Here is a 16,128-nt window from a genome sequence, read left to right on the forward strand (position 1 = left end):
ACGGGGCCTTCGTCGTTGCCGGAGGGTCCCCGGAGCCGACTCCGGTGCGCCAGCCCCCGCGGGTTCAAAATTCATACGCACTGTTCAAGAACACCACGTAGGCATTTTGAGGCCGCTGATGCCGACAATTTGAGTGTGAACCATACGGAAGCAGCGGACCTCGGCACGCGTCGAGACGAAGAGGAATATGTGCCTCTTGAAGCGAGTTCATCTGGCATGAAGTCTTTCGGATTCCTCAGTTTCGGTCACTATGACAACGGCGGCGACCTCGACGCCGGGCAGATGCTGCGCGATGGTGTTGAGATCTCAGTGGGCGCCGACGAACTCGGCGTCAACGGCGCCTCCTTCCGGGTCCATCATTTCGCGCCCCAGGCAGCCTCGCCCATTCCGCTGCTGTCGACGATTGCCGGGAAGACCAGCAGGATCGAGGTCGGTACCGGAGTCATCGATATGAGGTATGAGAACCCGCTTCACCTCGCCGAGGAGGCCGCCGCCCTCGATCTGCTCTCCGACCAGCGGGTGGCGCTGGGCATCAGCCGCGGCTCCCCGGAGCCGGCCCTGCGCGGATGGGAGGCCTTCGGCTACGAGGATCACACCGAACCCAAAGCCGCGAACATGGCCAGGGAGAAGTTCGATCGGTTCCTCCGCGCCATCCGCGGCGAGGAACTTGCCCCGGCCGATCCGCAGCAGTTCGGTCCGGGGAAGCCTCTGCGCATCGAACCGCATTCCCCTGGCCTTGAACGCCGCATCTGGTGGGGTGCTGGATCTGCTTCCACCGCCGAATGGGCGGCACAGCAGGGTGTGAACCTGATGAGTTCGACTCTGCTCACCGAGGCGACCGGTGCCGCATTCGGGGACCTGCAGGCCGAGCAGATCGCCAGGTACCGTCAGGCATGGAGCGCCGCGGGGCACGAATGGACTCCGAGAGTGTCCGTCAGCCGCAGCATCTTCCCGATCACCACCGATCTCGACGACCTCTATTTCGGTCGGCGTGGGACCGGCCAGGGTGATCAGATCGGCATCATCGACGACACACGCTCGACGTTCGGCCGTACCTACGCGGGCGAACCGGACAAGCTGATCGAGGAGCTCCAGTCCGATGCGGCCATCCAAGCTGCCGACACCCTCATGCTCACGATCCCCAGCCAGCTCGGCGTCGACTACAACCTGCACCTCCTCGAGTCCTTCGCAGAGAATGTCGCACCGGCTCTCGGATGGGTGCCTGCCGGTGCGCACTGAAGGGTACCGTCGTAGGACCATCTCCGAACGTATGATGAGACCAATCGGAGATGAATCACCATAAGGGACATTTCACCATCAGGGGAGACTGAGTGAGCGAGCGCACGACGATGACGCAGACGCAGAAGCGCATCCTCATCATCGGCCTCGTCCCCCTCTTCATGTCCCTGCTGTCGGTCTCGAGCATCAATGTCGTCCTGCCCTCCATCGCCGCCGGCATCGATGCCTCCACCTCGGCCCTGCAATGGGTGCTCACCGGGTATGCGCTGTCCTTCGGCGTCGTCCTCGTCGCTGCCGGACGGGCCGGCGATGTCTTCGGGCGCGGCCAGCTGTTCGTCATCGGCGTCGGTCTCTTCGGGCTCTCCTCGCTGGTCGCAGGAAGCGCCCCGGATCCGCTGACGCTCAATATCTCCCGCGTGTCCATGGGGCTGGGCTCGGGGTTCCTCAACCCGCAGGTCGTGGGCCTGCTGCAGCAGTATTTCCAGGGTCCGCCGCGCGGTCGTGCCTTCGGGCTGATGGGCACCACCGTGGGCCTGTCGGTGGCCATCGGCCCGGTGCTCGGCGGCGCCCTCATCGCACTGTTCGGCAGCGAACTCGGGTGGAGGGCGACCTTCCTGGTCAATGTGCCCTTCGCGATCGCCTCTCTCGTCCTCGCCCGGGTCTGGCTGCCTGCCGGAGCATGGCGACCTGCCGTCGATGAGGACGCGAAGAGCGTCGAAGGCGGCAGGGATCTCGACCCCGTGGGAGTCATCCTCCTCGGTGTCGGCGTCCTGCTCATCCTCCTGCCCTTCGTCGAATCATCGCTGGGCTGGTTCATCTGGCTGTCCCTGCCGGCAGGAATCGGCGTGATCTGGCTGTGGGCATGGTGGGAACGTCGCTATGCGCGTCAGGGTCGCCCTCCGATGGTCGACCTCGATCTCTTCCGCATCCGCAGCTTCAGCAACGGGGCGATCATCATCGCCCTCTACTTCCTCGGCGTGACCAGCGTCTGGGTCCTCGTCGCCATCTACATGCAGCAGGGGCTGGGGCATACGGCCCTGGCTGCGGGAATGATCGGTCTGCCGGCCGCGCTGTGTTCGGCGGTCTCGGCGGATGTGTCCGGACGGTACGTCTTCCAGATCGGGCGCCGCCTCGTCGTCTGGGGGATCGCGCTGTGCCTCCTCGGTCTCCTGGCCACCATCGGGGTCGTCGCACTGCTGTCCCGTGGCATCGGCAGCGAATGGTGGATGCTGCTCACCCTGGCTTTCATCGGCACCGCACAGGGCATGGTCATCAGCCCCAATCAGACTCTGACTCTGCAGGAGGTTCCCCTGCGATACGCCGGATCCTCCGGGGGCGTGCTGCAGACAGGGCAGCGCATCGGCACCTCGATGGGGCTGGCGATCATGACCGCTCTGGCCTTCTCGATCACTGCGGTGAGCAATTGGCATTGGGCAATGATGGGAGCGTTCGTCGTGATCGCCGTCATCGTCATCCTCGCCGGAGTCGTCGGCCTTATCGAAGTTCGCCGAGGCGGCCCCCGCCGAGCGTGAGGAACCGTTCGCGGCACACCCGGTCGGTACGGCCAGCATCAGCTGTCAGCGCAATAATGTTACGGATTTTAGACAATCCGCTGTGTCCGAATGTGGAAGACTGTGAACGCACATCAGCCCATGGAAGGAAACACAGTGGTCGAGGCCGTACCCGAAGACGAGCTAGCGCTCGAAGAGCTCGTGCGCTCGGGCGGGATCGAAACCTATTTCGCCCCCGTCGTCGATGTATTGACTTTCCAACGGGTCGGCCATCAGATTCTGCAGGCCCCCACGGGTGATCCTGAACTGGGACGTGCCGAATCGGAGAACCTGCGCCACGCCATGCGCGCCTCGACGATCACCGGTGATATCGACGCCTCCCTGCGGGATTCGGCGCTGCGCACGGCCGAAGGCGCAGGACTGCCGAAGTCCAACCGCCTGTTCCTCCACGCCGAAGCCGAATCCTTCGCCACCCTCGAGGACCGTGCCGGGGAACCCGACCGGTCGGTGATCCTCCAGCTCGACGCCAACCGTGTTGCCTCGTCTCCGGCCTCGGTGCTGCGTTCGGTGCGCTCGGCGCGCGCCATGGGATGGGGAGTGGGCATGTCATCGGTGGGTGCCGACCTGCGCAGCACCTCCTTCGTCCCGCTGGTCAATCCCTCCGTCGTCGGACTCCACCCGGACGTCCTGCGCATCGCCTGCGACTCCCATCTGGCTGAACTCAACCGCCTCCTCCACGCCCATCTCGAACGCACCGGCGCGGTCATCCTCGCCGACGGCGTCGTGACCGAAGACGATCTCGACCGGGTGCGTGCCCTGGGGGCACGATTCATGTCGGGGAGCTATTTCGGTGAGGCCACGAAACAGCCGCAGCCGTTCTCCGAACCGAACGAGGACGCTCTCGTCTCCCACTACTCACGCAACCTTCCGGCATTGGGCACACCGTATTCGATCTCTCAGGGGCTCCGGCGTGAGCCGCTGGTGATGAACCGCGAGCTCCTCGTCGCCCAGATCGCCGCCCTGGAAGAGCGCGCTCTGGCGTCGGGAACTGCGACCATCACTCTCGGCGTGTTCGGGGAGGACGCCGAGTTCTCCGAGGCGACACGGCTGCGGTACGAGAAGATCCGTGACACCGTTGGGCTGACCGCGATGTTCTCCGGCGGGTTCGACGGTCCACCGATTCCCGGAGTGCGCACCGGGCTCGTCGATGCGTCCGATCCCATTCGCAACGAACACGGTGTCGTGGTCGTCGGACCGGACTGGTCGGGCATGGTTGCGGCGTCGAAACGCAGTGATCCGGGCAGCGACGGGCAGACCGTCTTCGATGTCTACATCACGACCGACCGGTACACATGCGTCGACGCCGCACGCAGCGTTCTCACTCGCGTCGCACCTCTCACCGCAACAGCGAGGCTGCGGGCCTGAGCAGCGCGAGTCCGGGTGTCCCGGCTTTGCAGAACGCACGTGTGATCCGAATGGGGGAGCGGACTCCGATGGTGCTAATGTTGTCTCGGCTGGCCCCCGTAGCTCAGCTGGTTAGAGCAGGGAACTCATAATTCCTTGGTCGTCGGTTCAAGTCCGACCGGGGGCACCATGCAGGACTCGACAGTCGTCTAAGCACTGGGGTCGAACCCTCAGTTGTCATCGCGCTCAGGACCTATCCTCTTCGTGCTCTTGCTGGGCCCCCAGGCCTTGATTCGGGTCGAAGACTGTCCCGGACAGGGGAGCGTAGGCGATCCAACTTCCGCCGGGATTGTTCCTCCTGCGCTCTTCGGCCTCGCGCTTTTCGGCCTCTGCCTCGTCGAACAGCCGTGTGAAGGCTGCTTCCGCCTTCGGGTTCTCGGCGGAATGCTCCGACCGCATATGCACAGTCTCCGCGCTGACCTCATGTGAAGAGAACTCCACGACGAACTGCGGGCCGACTTCGGCAGCGACAAATCGGGCGAGCCGGACGCCTTCCTCGGTGTACGTGCGTTCAGCTGTCGCCGTCACCCATTCGAAATCGGAATCGAGCGAGTCATAGTAGGACTGTTCCCATGCCTCCAGCTCCGCGACCAGCCACTCGGACAGTCCCGTGTCCTCGTAGTCGATCGGCATACTGATCCACAGCACCGTATCTGCATAGTCGGGGAACATGCGGATGGTCCGGAGCGATGCATCGTCGGCACTGTGAACGTCGGTCATGTTCCCACCGTAACGCCGATTGTCGGCCACCTGCAGACACCCGACGCCACCAGCACATTTGATGCTTGGCTATGGGTCGGACATCGACTATCATGTGGTCAGCACCTCCTTTCGGATCGTAGGGGAAGACGTATCCGAGGTAGGAGGCAGAAATGGATATGACACAGGGCGTACTCTTCGTCCACTCAGCACCTCGTGCGCTGTGCCCTCACATCGAATGGGCAGCGGGCGGGGCAATCGGCGCACAGGCACGCTTCGACTGGACTCCCCAGCCGGCAGCGCCCGGTCTCGTGCGCGCAGAAGTCTGCTGGCGCGCGCCCGCAGGCTCGGGAGCCCGTATCGCATCCGCACTGCGCGGCTGGGACTCGCTCCGGTACGAAGTCACCGAGGAGCCCTCGGCCGGAGTCGACGGCGGTCGGTGGAGCCACACACCCGATCTGGGAATCTACCACGCTGTCACCGACACGGCCGGAAACATCCTCGTCCCTGAAGACCGCATCCGCTCCGTGATGGAACGCGCGGCAGGCGATCCCGCGAAGTTTTCCTCGGAGATGGCGATCGCCCTCGGCGAAGCGTGGGACGAAGAACTCGACGCATTCCGCCACGCAGGAGAGGGCGCACCGGTGCGCTGGCTGACCAAGGTCGGCTGAGCCTCTCTTCACCGCGCCGGGACTGCCGGCACACGCGCTGATTCCGTTCGCCTGATTCTGTCGCTCGATTCTGCTCAATGGGCACACCCTCCTACCTCGGGTGTGCCCATTTCGCAAGCTCTCGTGCCTGCGCGCCTTATGCAGGAGGCTCTGCACAGACCACCTTCCTGGTTGCCTTAAGCAGATTGCTCCGCACAAACCACCTTCCCAGGTACAGACCGCGATCTGCGCCCTCATGGAAACGGCCCACTCTGAGTCGGAAAGCACAGTTTCAAAACCGTGCTCTCCGACTCAGAGTGGGCCGTAGCGCTGTCTGAGTTCGCGCAGAACCTCAGACGGAGCGGAATGCGACGACGGCGTTGTGACCGCCGAAGCCGAACGAGTTCGTGATCGCCGCGATATCGCCGGAAGGCAGATCCGCAGGAGTGTCACGGACGATGTTGATCCCCTTGACCTTCGGGTCGACCTCATCGATGTTGATGGTCGGGGGAGCGGTGCGAGTCTGCAGTGCCTTGACAGTGAGGATCGCCTCGACGGCACCGGTACCGCCGAGCAGGTGGCCGGTCATCGACTTCGTGGCCGAGACGAGGGCGTCGGAGACGTTGTCGCCGAGGAGTTCGCTGATGGCCAGCGATTCGGGGATGTCTCCGACCGGAGTCGACGTGGCGTGTGCGTTGACATGCTTGATCTCGGAAGCGGTCAGCCCACCGGCGTCAAGCGCCTGCTGCATGGCGGCCAGGGCGTGCTTGCCCTCGGGCTCTCCGCCGGTGATGTGATAGGCGTCGTTCGAGATTCCCCAGCTGGCCACCTCAGCGTAGATCTTCGCACCACGAGCCTTCGCATGCTCCTCGGTCTCGAGGATGAGCGTGCCCGCGCCTTCGCCCATGACGAATCCGTCACGGTCGATGTCGTAGGGACGCGAAGCGGTCTCGGGAGAATCGGTGCGACGTGACAGCGCCTGCATCGAATTGAAGGAGGCGAGCGTGATCGGATGGATCGCGGCTTCGGAACCACCGGCGATGATGATGTCGGCCTTGCCCGAAGCGAGAACGTCATAGGCGTGACCGAGGCTCTCGGTCGATGAGGCGCAGGCGGAGACCAGCGTCTGCACTCCAGCGCGAGCCTTGAACTCCATCCCGATGGCGGCCGCGGGGCCGTTGGGCATGAGCATGGGCACGGTCAGGGGCATGACCCGACGCGGGCCCTCCTCCTGCAGAGTGTCCCAGGCGTCGAGGAGAGTCCACACTCCGCCGATCCCGGTCGCCCAGGAGACGGCGGTGCGTTCCGGGTCGGTCTCCTCGAGGCCGGCGTCGGCCATGGCTTCACGAGCAGAGATGAGGGCGAACTGGCTCGACGGATCGAGGCGTTTGGCCTGGACCCTTTTGAGATTGTCGGGCACGACCTGTGGGTCGACCTGCGCGGCGAAGTCCACGGCGAGGCCGTACTTCTCCGACCAATCGTTGTCCATTGTGTGAACGCCGGATTGACCTGCCAGGATGGCTTCCCAAGTGGCATCGACAGTCGCGCCCAGGGGGGTTACCGCACCGATTCCGGTGACGACAACTTTAGATGTCATGGTACAAACCTCGTCGATAGTGTGGACACGGCCCGTCTGTGGACGGGCCGTGTTCGGCTGCTGTGTCTCAGGCTTCCTGAGCTTTGTTGATGTAGTCGACAGCGTCCTGAACGGTGACGAGGTCCTTGACGTCGTCATCGGGGATCTTCACGCCGAACTTCTTCTCGGCGTTGACGACGATGGTCATCATCGAGATGGAGTCGATGTCGAGGTCATCGGTGAACGACTTGTCGGCTTCGACTGCTTCGACAGCCAGGCCGGTCTCTTCGTTGACGATCTCTGCCAGCCCAGCGAGGACTTCAGCTTCGGTGAATGCCATTTCTTTCCTACTTTCTGATTTCGGTCGAGGGTTTTTCGACCGTTTGAGGAACTTTTCGACGAGTGTCCCGCCGAATATCTTAGGACATTCACGGAGAGTTTTCCGTGAATGGGTGTGTCTCAGGGCAGGCGTACGACCTGGGCGCCGTAGACGAGGCCCGCCCCGAAGCCCATCTGCAGGGCGAGACCGCCGCTGAGCTCGGGCTGTTCGCGCAGCAGCCGTTCTGTGGCCAACGGGATCGACGCCGCCGATGTGTTCCCGTTGTCAGCGATGTCACGCGCGATGATGACCGATTCGGGAAGCTTTAGCTGCTTGGCGAGCTCATCGATGATGCGCATGTTCGCTTGATGCGGAATGAAGGCAGCGAGGTCCTCGGCCTCGACCCCGGACGCGGTGAGCGCTTCCTTGGCCACCTCGGCGCCGTCCCATACAGCCCAGCGGAAGACGGTCGGACCGTCCTGGCGCAGGGTCGGGAACGGCAGCTCGCGGTTGTCGCGGATGTCCATGAGCGAATCGGTCATCCGGATGGTCGACCAGTTCTCACCCTTCGAACCCCACACGGTCTTCGATATGCCCGGTTCATCGGATGAGGTCACGACGACGGCGCCGGCTCCGTCACCGAGGATGAAGGAGATCGAGCGGTCCTCAGGGTCGATGACCTCGGAGAGCTTCTCGGCGCCGATGACGAGGATGTTGTCCATCGTTCCGGCGCGCACGAGAGCATCGGCCTGGGAGATGCCGTAGCAGTAGCCGGCGCACGCGGCGCTGATGTCCCACGCCGGGATCGGGCCGGTGCCCAGCCGCGCGGTGAGAGCGGCGGCTGCTGAGGGCGTGAAGTACTCGAAGGTGACGGTGGAGATGATGATGCCGCCGATGTCCTCGGGCTTGAGGCCCGCAGAGGCGATCGCTTCGAGCGCGGCCTCTTCGGACATATCGAGGACGCCGACGTCCTTGCTGGCACGACGGCGGGTGATGATGCCCGTACGCTGACGGATCCATTCGTCGGAGGAGTTGATCGGTCCGGCGATATCGTCGTTGCTGACGAGATTCTCCGCGCGGTAGGCGCCGATTCCGGCAATGCGGGAGAAAGTGCCGAGCTCGGCAGTCTTGAGTGTAGGCATGGCGTCTTCTTTCGATTCTCAGGCGTGGGCTGCCGCGAACTCACGCGCGCCGTCGAGGTCGGCGGCCGATTTGATAGCGAATGTCTCGACGCCCTTCATGGCGCGTCGAGCTATTCCGGTGAGTGTTCCACCGGGGACGAGTTCGATCATTCCGGTGACCCCGGCACTCAGCAGCGTCTCCTGGCACAGGTCCCAGCGGACCGGGTTCGTGACCTGCCTGACCAGGCGGTCGACGTACTCGCGCCCGGTTTCGACTGCGGTGCCGTCGGAGTTGCTGAGGATCGAGACGGTGGGATCGGAGACCTCCATCGCCGAGGAGGCGGCAGCGAGATCATCGGTGGCCGCGGCCATGTACTCGGTGTGGAAGGCACCGGCCACGGCCAGCGAAATGACCCGGGCGCGCTCCGGCGGGTTCTCGGCCAGTGACTCGAGAGCGTCGAGGGATCCGGCGGCCACTGTCTGACCTCCGCCGTTGACGTTGGCGGGGCTGGCGCCGGCGGCCTCGATGGCGGCGAGAACGTCCTCGGGCTGGCCTCCGACCACGGCGGACATCCCTGTCGGGGTGGTGGCGGCAGCAGCGGCCATTCCATCGGCTCGCACCTTGACGAAGCGCATGGCATCGGCAGGTGTGAAGACGCCTGCGATCTGCGCGGCGGCGATCTCTCCCACCGAGTGTCCGGCGACGACGGCAGGGCTGACGCCGAGTTCGGCAGCGCAGGCGATGGCGGAAGCGACGAGCAGAGGCTGTGCCACCGCGGTGTCCTTGATCGTCTCATCGTCGGATTCGGTTCCGTGCAGACGCAGATCGATCCCCGAAGCGGTCGAGAGTTCGTCGATCTGTGCCGAGAAGGTGTCGAGTTCGAGGAACGAACTCAGGAAACCGGTCTTCTGGGCTCCCTGGCCCGGACAGGTGATTGCAAGCACTCAGTTCTCTTTTCGTTGGGTTCCGTTGATCAATCTAATGGATGCTGTGCCGATCTCAATGAGATTTGTCGTTGTTCGACAATACGCCGTCCTCGGACAGTCGCCCATAGACCAAGGCGATGTGGATGACGAAGGCATCACGCGACGTGGTCGGATCGAGCCCGATGGCATCGGTGATCTTCCGCAGCCGGTAACGGACGGTGTTCGGGTGCACGGACAGCGCCTTGGCCGTGGCTTCGAGCGAGGATCCGAATTCGACATAGGCGCTCACGGTCTTCAGCAGCTGGCCCGTTCCCGAGGTCAGCGGCACGTAGTAGCGTTCGATGAGTTCGGTCAGAGCGATCTGGTCCCCGGACAGGGCGCGCTCGGGCAGAAGGTCATCGGCCTTGACCGGTCGAGGGGAGTCCGGACGAGCGGTCGCCGCCTTGAGCGCCCGGATCGCCGCCTTCGCCGAGGTGGCCGCCTCGGCGAGGCCCGGCACCGCGGGTCCGACGATGACTTCGGAAGGGCCGAAGCAGTCCGAGAGGTCCTCGACGGCATCGTCGAGCTCGGTGACCCCGCCGAGGACGATGAGCAGGCGGTTGTCGTGGATGCCGACGAGCGCATCATCGGCCCACCGACTCGCCTTGCGGCGGATGCCGTCCAATCCCTTCTTCGCCGAGCGCTGCGGGGCACGGCCTACGATGACGCATACCGGGCCCTCGGACTGCCACCCGAAGGCCGCAGTGCGGCTGGCGAGCTCGTCGACGGAGTCGCCGCGGACGAGGGCGTCGACGACCATCGCCTCGAGTCGGGCGTCCCAGCTGCCTCGAGCCTCTGCGGCGCGGGCGTAGACATCGGCCGCGGCGAACGCGATCTCACGGGAGTAGACGAGGACGGCCTCACGCAGGGCCGGCTGTTCGACGGGGCGAGCGATGTCCGGGACGCGCTCCTCGACGACCTCGACGACGATCTTGAGCAGCTGCAGAGTCTGCTGCAGGCTGATGGCGCGGATGAGGTCGCGTGGCGCGGTCTTGAAGATGTCGGAGACCACGCGCAGATTCGTATCGGGTTTGCGATACCAGTCGACGAACGAGGAGATGCCCGATTGGGCGAGCAGTCCCACCCAGGAGCGGTCGGATGATGACATCGTGCGGTACCAGGGCAGCTGCGCCTCCAGCCGCTGCAGAGTCACCGAGGACAGGACACCGACCCCGGCACGCAGTCTGCGGGCGGTTTCGGCGCGACGGCGCAGGGTCTCGGCATCAGACATCATGAGCACGAGTTTAGATGACTGAGGACAATCCGGTTGTCACCGACATACAAATATCCGGAAAAGATGACAAATATGGCCGGAGTCTTGGAGACTCCGGCCATATCAGCGCTCAGTGTGCGGGCGAGCTCAGGCGCCTGCCCCTTCGGTCGAACCGGAGTTGCCGGCACGGACATCGTGGAGCTGGTACTTCTCAGCCGCCTCGGCGGCCTTGTCGATCGAGATCTTTCCGGTGTCGGCCAGCGAGATGAGCGCCTGCGTGACCACGGACGGACCGTCGACGAGGTAGTAGCGGCGTGCCGCGGGACGAGTATCCGAGATTCCGTAGCCGTCGGTTCCCAGCGAGGTGAAGTGGCTGGGCACGTACTGACGGATCTGGTCGGGAACGGCGCGCATATAGTCCGAGGTTGCGATGACCGGTCCTTCGGTCTCGGCCATCTTCTCGGTGACATACGGGATTCGCGGTTCGGACTGCGGGTTCTTCAGGCGCTCGTTCTCCGCGTCGAGCCCATCGCGGCGCAGCTCGGTCCACGAGGTCACCGACCACACATCGGCCGAGACGCCCCAGTCCTGATCGAGCAGCTCCTGAGCTTCGAGCACCCACGGCACACCGACGCCCGAGGCCATGAGCTGAACCTTCGGACCGCCGTTGTCGGGGCCCTTCTTCAGCAGGTAGAGGCCCTTGAGAACGCCGTCGACATCGAGGTCCTCCGGTTCGGCCGGCTGGACCATCGGCTCGTTGTACATCGTGATGTAGTAGAGCACGTCGGGGTCACGCTCATCGGCGGGATCGTACATCCGGTGGATGCCGTCCTTGACGATATGCGCGATCTCGTAGCTGTAGGCCGGATCGTAGGAGACCACCGACGGATAGGTCGAGGCGAGCACGTGCGAATGTCCGTCGCCGTGCTGGAGACCTTCGGCCACGAGGGTGGTGCGTCCCGCGGTGGCGCCGAGGACGAACCCGCGGGCCATCTGGTCGCCTGCTGCCCAGAAGAAGTCACCGGTGCGCTGGAAGCCGAACATCGAGTAGAAGATGTAGAACGGGATCATCGGCTCACCGTGCGTGGCGTACGAGGTGCCGACCGCGGTCAGCGCCGCGGTCGCTCCGGCCTCGTTGATGCCGACGTGGAGCAGCTGACCGTCCGTGGCCTCCTTGTAGGCGAGGAACAGGTCGCGGTCGACGGAGATGTAGTTCTGCCCGTGCGGATTGTAGATCTTCGCCGTCGGGAAGAACGAGTCCATGCCGAAAGTGCGGGCCTCGTCGGGGATGATCGGGACGATCCGGTGACCGAACTCCTTCTCCCGCATGAGGTCCTTGAGCACGCGCACGAAGCCCATCGTGGTGGCGATCTCCTGCTTGCCGGACCCGCGGCGCCCGGCCTGATAGGCCTTGTCCGACGGCAGCTTGAGATCGATATGATTCGACCGACGCTCGGGGGAGTAGCCGCCGAGCGCCGCACGGCGCTCCTGCATGTACTTGATCTCGGGAGCGTCGACTCCCGGATGGTAGTACGGAGGCAGCTTCGGGTTGTCCTCGAGCTGCTTGTCCGAGATCGGGATCTGGAAGTGGTCCCGGGCGAGCTTGAGATCGTCGACCGTGAGCTTCTTCATCTGGTGCGTGGCGTTGCGGGCCTCGAAGTGAGGTCCGAGCGAGTAGCCCTTGACCGTCTTGACGAGGATGACGGTCGGCTGACCGGTGTGCTCCATCGCGGCCTTGTAGGCTGCGAAGACCTTGCGGTAGTCGTGGCCGCCGCGCTTGAGGTTCCAGATCTGTTCGTCGCTGTAGTTCTCGACCATCGCCTTCGTCCGCGGGTCGCGGCCGAAGAAGTTGTCGCGCACGAACCCGCCGGACTCGCCCTTGTAGGTCTGGTAGTCGCCGTCGGGGGTGGCGTTCATCAGGTTGACGAGCGCACCGTCGCGATCCTTGGCCAGCAGCGCATCCCATTCGCGACCCCAGACGACCTTGATGACGTTCCAGCCGGCGCCGCGGAAGTAGGACTCGAGCTCCTGCATGATCTTGCCGTTGCCGCGGACGGGTCCGTCGAGACGCTGCAGGTTGCAGTTGATGACGAAGTTGAGGTTGTCGAGCTCTTCGAAGGCGGCGACGTGGAGCATGCCGCGGCTCTCGGGCTCATCGAGCTCGCCGTCACCGAGGAAGGCCCAGGTCTGCTGCTGTGAGGTGTCCTTGATCCCGCGGTTGTGCAGGTACTTGTCGAACTGCGCCTGCGCGATCGCGTTCATCGGTCCGAGCCCCATCGACACCGTCGGGTGCTCCCAGAAGTCGGGCAGCTGGTGCGGGTGGGGGTAGGACGGCAGACCCTGCGGCTCGCCGTCGATGAAGTGCGACTGCTGCTGGCGGAATCCGTCGAGCTGCTCGGCGCTCATCCGGCCTTCGAGGTAGGCGCGGGCGTACATGCCGGGGGAGGCATGGCCCTGGTAGAAGATGTGATCTCCGCCGCCGGGATGATCCTTGCCGCGGAAGAAGTGGTTGAGGCCGACCTCGTAGAGAGTCGCCGAGGAGGCATAGGTGGAGATATGTCCGCCGACCTCGACACCGGGACGCTGGGCCCGGTGGACGAGCATGGCGGCATTCCAGCGGTTCCAGCGGCGGTAGCGGCGTTCGACCTCTTCATCGCCGGGGAACCAAGGTTCGTTCTCCGGACCGATGGTGTTGACGTAGTCGGTGGCCGTGAGACTGGGCACGCCGATCTGCTTCTGGCGCGAGCGCTCGAGCATGCGCAGCATGACATAGCGTGCTCGAGACCGACCGCCCTCGTCGATGAGGCCATCGAGGGAGGCCAGCCACTCAGCGGTCTCCTCCGGGTCGATGTCGGGCACCTGGCTGGGCAGCCCGTTGAGGATGGGTCCGCCCTGATTCCGATTGTCCACGATGTGGTCCTCTCTTCAGCTCCACGATCTTCTTTGGTGTAGAGACCGTGTCCACCGGATGGTGTGTGCTCCGCAGGTTGTCTGAGCCCAGAGGCCACCCGATACACCTGTCAGCCTAGTACGCGCAGCCGAACTTCGCGCTCCCGCGAAGTTGTGATCTCTCTGACGCACGTGCCCGACGATGAGACATGGTCGCAGTCCGGTGCGCTGTTTGGGTGCTGTTTGAGTGTGCTTGCCGCGCGAGGACGCGCGGATATTTGCACCTTGACCACTGTTGGCGGAACAATACAGGCATGAGCAACTCCGCTTCTGAAAGGACATCCTCCACTTCGACCCTCGCAAACGAGCTGGGACACAACCTCGGCTTGAACAAGGGCGACTATGTGCAAGAGGTCGGTTATGACGATGACGTCGATCAGGCACTCTGCGAGGCGATCGAGAACATCATCGGAGACAAGATCGCCGACGGCGAAGAGGATGATGTCTACGACGTGATCCTCATGTGGTGGCGGTCCGACGACGATGACCTCATCGACGGCCTCGTCGACGCCCAGACCACGTTGAAGGAGGGCGGAGTCGTGTGGCTGCTCAGCCCGAAGGCGAACCGCCCGGGACACATCAGTCCCGCAGACATCTCCGAAGCGGCTCCCACCGCCGGAATGCACGTGACCTCCACGGTCAGTGCCGCCGATGACTGGGCCGGATTTCGGCTCGTGGGCAAGAAGAACTATTCATGATCCTTCGGCCCGGTGACCGGGCCCCGGATCTCACCCTTCCCGATCATCTCGGATCGGTCATCACCCTCACCGAGGCTACCCCGCACACTGCCCGCGTGCTCGCATTCGTTCCGTTCGCCTTCTCTCCGATCTGCGGAGACGAACTCGCCGCCCTCGACGGGTGGCAGGAGCGGATGCGGCAGGGCTCGCATGCGGTCGACGTCATCGTGGTGTCCACGGACTCCAAGTACACCTTGGCGGCGTGGGCGGCGCAGGCGAGCGCCGACGTCACTCTGGCCTCGGACTTCTGGCCCCACGGTGGAGCCGCACGTGCCTTCGGGGTCTTCGATGAGATCCACGGAGTCGCCGAACGAGGAGTCTTCGTCATCTCATCTGCGGGTACGATCGTGAGTGGCAGGCAGGTCGCCCGCACAGAGACTCGGGACTTCTCCGAGGATTTCGCTGCAGCGCTGTCCAGCCTCTGACAAACGACCCACCACCGAAGTGCCGATCGTCGGCACCTTCGGAGACTGCTGAGGAGGACACCTCATGGCCACGCTGTTCACGAAGATCATCAATGGAGAGGTCCCCGGCACCTTCGTCTATCAGGATGACAAATGCGTCGCATTCCTCGATGTCGCTCCGATGACCGAAGGCCATGTGATGATCGTTCCCCGTGAGGAGATCTCCCATTGGATCGACGCCGATGCGGACCTTCTCGCTCATCTCACCGCGGTGGCGAAATCGATCGGCGAAGCACAGAAGCGAGCATTCGACTGCGACCGCATCGGCCTCCTCATCGTCGGCTACGAGGTTCCGCACCTGCACATCCACGTCCTGCCGACGACGTCGATGGATGACTTCGACATCTCTGACCGTGCTCCGATGCAGACTCCGGAACAGCTGGAGGCGCCTGCCGAGAAGATCCGACAGGCGCTCTCCGAACTGTCCTGAGCCAGTCGGCGCCGGATTCGGCCGGGTCAGAGACCGTGGGCCTCGAGCCAGCGGTCGAGCGCGTCTCTCACGAGCTCGGCGCCGACGGCTCCGCCGTAGTTGGCACCGAATCGAGGGTCGTCGACGTACATCTGGCCGAGACCGCGTACGTAGCCCGCGAGGTTTCCCTCGGGATCATTCGCTGGGGTGCCCGGAACCGCTCGCAGCCACTCGATATGGCGTTCGGCGAGTTCCTGGCAGCGGTCCGATTCGGGCCGTGCCCCATCCTCTGCGGCGGCGATCCAGTCCTCGGACAGAGAGCCGACGCGAGCCTTCCACTCCCGTTTCTCCTCGGGGGACTGCCGGGACCACCATTGGTCTCCCCGCCGGTAGGCGTCGGCACCCCAGCGCCTGGTCACTTCCTCTTCGTGTTGGCGATGGTCGAAGCCATCGAACATCTCTTCAGCCATGAGCGGCTCACCTGCTTTCAATCGTGTGATGGTCGCGGTGACGGCGGCGAGCTGTCGGTCGAGCCGGTCTCTCTCGCGTCCGAGCGAGACCAGATGCTGCGACAGCGCTTCGACCGGATCGTCTCTCCGATCGAGCACCTCGGCGATCGTCGTCAATGACAGACCCAGCTCCTTGAGCAGCATGATGCGCTGGAGTCGCACCAGTGCCGCTTCGTCATAGCAGCGGTAGCCGTTGGCGGCGATCGAGGTCGGCGGCAGCAGACCGATGGCGTCGTAATGACGCAGAGTTCGGCTCGTCGTTCCCGTCAGCCGCGCGATTTCCTGAATGGACCAGTCCATGT

The 16,128-nt window shown here is 64.2% G+C and carries 15 protein-coding genes and 1 tRNA gene; 8 read left to right on the forward strand and 8 right to left on the reverse strand.

From position 1 onward, the window contains the following. The first annotated feature begins 216 nt into the window (after positions 1 to 216). The 4 genes from BLIN9172_RS04515 (at position 217) to BLIN9172_RS04530 (ending at position 4,344) form a co-directional block, all read left to right on the forward strand. A complete protein-coding gene (locus BLIN9172_RS04515; RefSeq protein WP_101554010.1) occupies positions 217 to 1,239 on the forward strand; it encodes an LLM class flavin-dependent oxidoreductase in 1,023 nt (340 codons plus the stop codon). Positions 1,240 to 1,331: 92 nt separating this feature from the next. Beyond that, positions 1,332 to 2,771, forward strand: a complete 1,440-nt coding sequence (locus BLIN9172_RS04520) for an MFS transporter (RefSeq protein WP_240812194.1) — start codon at positions 1,332 to 1,334, stop codon at positions 2,769 to 2,771. 120 nt (positions 2,772 to 2,891) lie between these two features. Then, complete coding sequence (locus BLIN9172_RS04525; protein ID WP_101554011.1) at positions 2,892 to 4,175, forward strand: EAL domain-containing protein; 1,284 nt, start codon at positions 2,892 to 2,894, stop codon at positions 4,173 to 4,175. A gap of 92 nt (positions 4,176 to 4,267) precedes the next feature. Then, a tRNA-Ile gene (locus BLIN9172_RS04530) sits at positions 4,268 to 4,344 on the forward strand. A gap of 56 nt (positions 4,345 to 4,400) precedes the next feature. Here the strand turns inward: BLIN9172_RS04530 and BLIN9172_RS04535 are convergent. Further along, positions 4,401 to 4,934: an immunity protein CdiI family protein gene (locus BLIN9172_RS04535; protein WP_101554012.1), complete on the reverse strand. Its 534-nt coding sequence runs from the start codon at positions 4,932 to 4,934 to the stop codon at positions 4,401 to 4,403. 158 nt (positions 4,935 to 5,092) lie between these two features. On the opposite strand from BLIN9172_RS04535, the gene BLIN9172_RS04540 reads away from it, so the two are divergent. After that, positions 5,093 to 5,584 carry a DUF3145 domain-containing protein gene (locus BLIN9172_RS04540; RefSeq protein ID WP_039211244.1) on the forward strand — a complete coding sequence of 164 codons (492 nt, stop codon included), beginning with the start codon at positions 5,093 to 5,095 and terminating at the stop codon, positions 5,582 to 5,584. Positions 5,585 to 5,915: 331 nt separating this feature from the next. On the opposite strand, the gene BLIN9172_RS04545 is transcribed toward BLIN9172_RS04540, so the two are convergent. The 6 genes from BLIN9172_RS04545 to aceE form a co-directional block, all read right to left on the reverse strand. Further along, positions 5,916 to 7,160, reverse strand: coding sequence for a beta-ketoacyl-[acyl-carrier-protein] synthase family protein (locus BLIN9172_RS04545; protein ID WP_101554013.1), 1,245 nt, complete (start codon positions 7,158 to 7,160; stop codon positions 5,916 to 5,918). Positions 7,161 to 7,227: 67 nt separating this feature from the next. Further along, positions 7,228 to 7,479, reverse strand: coding sequence for an acyl carrier protein (locus BLIN9172_RS04550; protein ID WP_025776743.1), 252 nt, complete (start codon positions 7,477 to 7,479; stop codon positions 7,228 to 7,230). Positions 7,480 to 7,598: 119 nt separating this feature from the next. Further along, positions 7,599 to 8,600 carry a beta-ketoacyl-ACP synthase III gene (locus BLIN9172_RS04555; RefSeq protein WP_101554014.1) on the reverse strand — a complete coding sequence of 334 codons (1,002 nt, stop codon included), beginning with the start codon at positions 8,598 to 8,600 and terminating at the stop codon, positions 7,599 to 7,601. Between the two features lie 18 nt (positions 8,601 to 8,618). Then, complete coding sequence (locus BLIN9172_RS04560; RefSeq protein WP_101554015.1) at positions 8,619 to 9,524, reverse strand: ACP S-malonyltransferase; 906 nt, start codon at positions 9,522 to 9,524, stop codon at positions 8,619 to 8,621. Positions 9,525 to 9,579: 55 nt separating this feature from the next. After that, positions 9,580 to 10,779 carry a PucR family transcriptional regulator gene (locus BLIN9172_RS04565; RefSeq protein ID WP_101554016.1) on the reverse strand — a complete coding sequence of 400 codons (1,200 nt, stop codon included), beginning with the start codon at positions 10,777 to 10,779 and terminating at the stop codon, positions 9,580 to 9,582. Positions 10,780 to 10,905: 126 nt separating this feature from the next. Then, positions 10,906 to 13,668: a pyruvate dehydrogenase (acetyl-transferring), homodimeric type gene (gene aceE / locus BLIN9172_RS04570; RefSeq protein WP_101554017.1), complete on the reverse strand. Its 2,763-nt coding sequence runs from the start codon at positions 13,666 to 13,668 to the stop codon at positions 10,906 to 10,908. 293 nt (positions 13,669 to 13,961) lie between these two features. On the opposite strand from aceE, the gene BLIN9172_RS04575 reads away from it, so the two are divergent. The 3 genes from BLIN9172_RS04575 to BLIN9172_RS04585 all read left to right on the forward strand — a co-directional run bounded on the left by BLIN9172_RS04575 (position 13,962) and on the right by BLIN9172_RS04585 (position 15,338). Further along, a complete protein-coding gene (locus BLIN9172_RS04575) occupies positions 13,962 to 14,405 on the forward strand; it encodes a DUF3052 domain-containing protein (protein WP_025780561.1) in 444 nt (147 codons plus the stop codon). Then, positions 14,402 to 14,869, forward strand: a complete 468-nt coding sequence (locus tag BLIN9172_RS04580; protein WP_101554018.1) for a redoxin domain-containing protein — start codon at positions 14,402 to 14,404, stop codon at positions 14,867 to 14,869. Before BLIN9172_RS04575 ends, BLIN9172_RS04580 begins: the two co-directional genes overlap by 4 nt. Positions 14,870 to 14,933: 64 nt before the next feature. Continuing rightward, the gene (locus tag BLIN9172_RS04585; RefSeq protein WP_101554019.1) at positions 14,934 to 15,338 is read left to right on the forward strand and encodes an HIT family protein; all 405 of its coding nucleotides are present in this window, start codon (positions 14,934 to 14,936) and stop codon (positions 15,336 to 15,338) included. Between the two features lie 26 nt (positions 15,339 to 15,364). On the opposite strand, the gene BLIN9172_RS04590 is transcribed toward BLIN9172_RS04585, so the two are convergent. Then, positions 15,365 to 16,126, reverse strand: coding sequence for a MerR family transcriptional regulator (locus BLIN9172_RS04590; protein ID WP_101554020.1), 762 nt, complete (start codon positions 16,124 to 16,126; stop codon positions 15,365 to 15,367). Positions 16,127 to 16,128 lie beyond the last annotated feature (2 nt).

The sequence above is a fragment of the Brevibacterium linens ATCC 9172 genome (assembly GCF_900169165.1).
GTDB classification, from domain to species: Bacteria; Actinomycetota; Actinomycetes; order Actinomycetales; family Brevibacteriaceae; genus Brevibacterium; species Brevibacterium linens.

Excerpts from the sequence above, each read along its gene's own strand:
- BLIN9172_RS04565 (WP_101554016.1), bottom strand. The coding sequence starts at position 10,779 with ATGATGTCTGATGCCGAGACCCTGCGCCGTCGCGCCGAAACCGCCCGC.
- BLIN9172_RS04580 (WP_101554018.1), top strand. The coding sequence starts at position 14,402 with ATGATCCTTCGGCCCGGTGACCGGGCCCCGGATCTCACCCTTCCCGAT.
- BLIN9172_RS04545 (WP_101554013.1), bottom strand. The coding sequence starts at position 7,160 with ATGACATCTAAAGTTGTCGTCACCGGAATCGGTGCGGTAACCCCCCTG.
- BLIN9172_RS04550 (WP_025776743.1), bottom strand. The coding sequence starts at position 7,479 with ATGGCATTCACCGAAGCTGAAGTCCTCGCTGGGCTGGCAGAGATCGTC.
- BLIN9172_RS04590 (WP_101554020.1), bottom strand. The coding sequence starts at position 16,126 with ATGGACTGGTCCATTCAGGAAATCGCGCGGCTGACGGGAACGACGAGC.
- BLIN9172_RS04585 (WP_101554019.1), top strand. The coding sequence starts at position 14,934 with ATGGCCACGCTGTTCACGAAGATCATCAATGGAGAGGTCCCCGGCACC.
- BLIN9172_RS04525 (WP_101554011.1), top strand. The coding sequence starts at position 2,892 with ATGGAAGGAAACACAGTGGTCGAGGCCGTACCCGAAGACGAGCTAGCG.
- BLIN9172_RS04515 (WP_101554010.1), top strand. The coding sequence starts at position 217 with ATGAAGTCTTTCGGATTCCTCAGTTTCGGTCACTATGACAACGGCGGC.
- BLIN9172_RS04540 (WP_039211244.1), top strand. The coding sequence starts at position 5,093 with ATGACACAGGGCGTACTCTTCGTCCACTCAGCACCTCGTGCGCTGTGC.
- BLIN9172_RS04575 (WP_025780561.1), top strand. The coding sequence starts at position 13,962 with ATGAGCAACTCCGCTTCTGAAAGGACATCCTCCACTTCGACCCTCGCA.
- BLIN9172_RS04555 (WP_101554014.1), bottom strand. The coding sequence starts at position 8,600 with ATGCCTACACTCAAGACTGCCGAGCTCGGCACTTTCTCCCGCATTGCC.
- BLIN9172_RS04535 (WP_101554012.1), bottom strand. The coding sequence starts at position 4,934 with ATGACCGACGTTCACAGTGCCGACGATGCATCGCTCCGGACCATCCGC.